The sequence below is a fragment of the Moorena sp. genome, assembly GCF_982860115.1.
On record NZ_CEYLVT010000437.1, the window covers coordinates 1 to 2,476 of the forward strand.

Here is a 2,476-nt window from a genome sequence, read left to right on the forward strand (position 1 = left end):
TCGCACTGCTACTCCAGCCAATCCCAACGCCGCTCGGGAGTCTCCTGCGGCTGTCCGACAAGCACTGAGGACGAGTAATTCGATGGGATTTTTTTGCTTTTGATCCGCTGAGATCAGAGTATTTAATTCATTGAGATTGATCACGTCGTCCCAGGTCAGCAGAAAGGTTTCTTCCGCTACTGAACTGAATTCACCATGAGTGGCGAGATGAACCACTTCATAAGCAGAGGTATTAACTTCTGTATTGAAGTTAGATTCAGTAAAGGATTCATTGAGTAGAATCAATGAGGGAACTTCGGCCTTGATATTTTCTAATTCTTCCTTCACCCCAGGAAGTGCTCCTAAATTGGGACGATGGGGACGAACTTCCGTCACTCCAGCAGTCAGAGCCGAAACGTTTTGTCTGACATTGGCTTGAGAGTCGATTAATTGTAAACTAGGCGCTACCGCAATACTATATTTCTCGATCAAATAGTCTTCCCCGTCATAAAGCACGGACATGGGAAGATTGCGCAGAGCCCCATCGGAGATAAATACTAAAGTGCGAATGTTACTGTTGGCTAGTTCGGCTTCAATCGGGCCGATTAACCAATCGTTTATTTTTTGTAAGTTTTCCTTTTGAAGATCTTGCCAAGGCCTAGTAATATTTCTCCTTACCGAAGCGAGTTGTTTTTCTATTTCTGTTTGAGGTAAGTTAGTGGTGATCTGGCGCAGAGGTTGTCCCGGCAAGGTAACAATTACTTCCAGCCGGTCTGGCAAGATAATGGTATAGAAGATAGCGGCGTTGGGGTCTATTTCGTCGATATTAACGGGTTTAGCATCCAAACAGGCATCCCGAAAGAAGTTATCTAGTTCCGCGAGTTGCAGGGATTCAATTACATCTCGTGCTTGTTTGAGGTTTTCTTGAGATGCATTGGGTTCTAGGAGTAGTCCTACTAATTCTCGGTAGACTGGTTCGACGCTTTCTCGAAACCCAAACTGAACATCGCTACTAATCGCGACTAGGTCACTACGGATCGATTGGAGGGTTTGCACGGATTGAGAATAGGCGGCGATCGCGTAGCGTGACCTTAGGTCAATCGCGTTTTTTTTATCCTGTTTGAGGTTAAGGATTCTCCCCAGTTGCCATTGCCATTGATAAGCTAAATCCGGAGCATTGATTTCTTGAGCAATTAGTAAGGCTTTTTCGGTTAAGTCTTGGGCTTCATCAAGACGTGATTGGTTTTCGTATAAAGTCCCCAAATTACCGATGGCTTCAGCTTCCGCTCTTTTATCTCCTAAATTCCTAGCTAGCTTAATTGCATCGGCGAGATAAGTAGCCAGGGATTTGGGAGTTTTTAGTTGTGTGTTTTCAGATTTGAACAGGGTTTTGGCTAGCTTAATTCTAGCATTGATTGCGGTTTTACTGGGAGATAATGTCCTTAAGGTATAGTCGATAGCTGGCAATAACGCTCTGGCTCCTGACCACTCTTGTTTAGCTATCAAGACACTCAGTTGATTTAATTGTCCCTGAATCTTCAGATGGGGTAAGGGAGATTCCTCCACAACCCGTTGATAGAAATCCAAAGCGTCTTCTGTTTCACCTTTTAATCTAGCTGTATCTCCTAAACTGAGCAGATTTTCAGCAATCAAGGTCTGATTTGGTAATGTTTCGGCTATGGCTAAACTTTGTTGTAAAATTGCTTGAGATTCATTGAATTTTCCCACTCTCCTGAACACATCACCTAGGTATTGGAGGGCTCTACTTTTGAGTAGACTATCCGGTTGCTCTTGGATAGTTTCCTTGATTTGAGTTAAGGTTTTAGTGGCTTGATTATACAACCCCAATACTCGTAAGGCTTGCACTTGGTAAATCTGACTTTCCGTCAATCTATTTAGGTCTCCTAGGTCTTGGTAAATAGCACTAGTTTGCTCCCAATTTGATAAGGCTTTTTCCCCTTGACCTAAAGATAAGTATACTTGTCCTTGGACTGACAGAATTTGGGCTTGTAATTGTTGACGTTCCTTGGTATTATGGAGTTGTGATAGTTTAGTAAAACTCTGGGATAGTGTCTGTTTAGCTTGTGCTATATCTCCCAAACGTTGATAAACTAACGCTAGATTTACTAAGGAATTAATCTCACCAATAAGGTCGCTACTGTCGCTGTAGTTACTAATCATTTGCTCCAACAACGGGATAGCCTCTTGGTATTGCCCTGTTTCATAGAGTTGTTGGGCTTGTTGGTCTAGGGAATCGGAACCCACCCCTAACCCCTCCCAGGAGGGGAACGGGAATCGGAACCCACCCCTAACCCCTCCCAGGAGGGGAACGGGAATCGGGAATCGGGAATCGGGTGTGATGACAACAGAATTTGATAAGGCTTCCCCGGATGGAACAAAGCACGTTAATGCGATTGCAATTACAAATGATAGTTTTTTCATATTTCTACTCCCTACTCCCTACTCCCTACTCCCTACTCCCTACTCCCTACTCCCT

1 protein-coding gene is annotated in these 2,476 nt (G+C 43.9%); it reads right to left on the reverse strand.

Annotated elements, in window-relative coordinates:
• Positions 1-2,244 (reverse strand): CHAT domain-containing protein (locus AC4II3_RS32460; protein ID WP_488017202.1); only part of this gene is annotated, 2,244 nt, incomplete at its 3' end.
• Positions 2,245-2,476 lie beyond the last annotated feature (232 nt).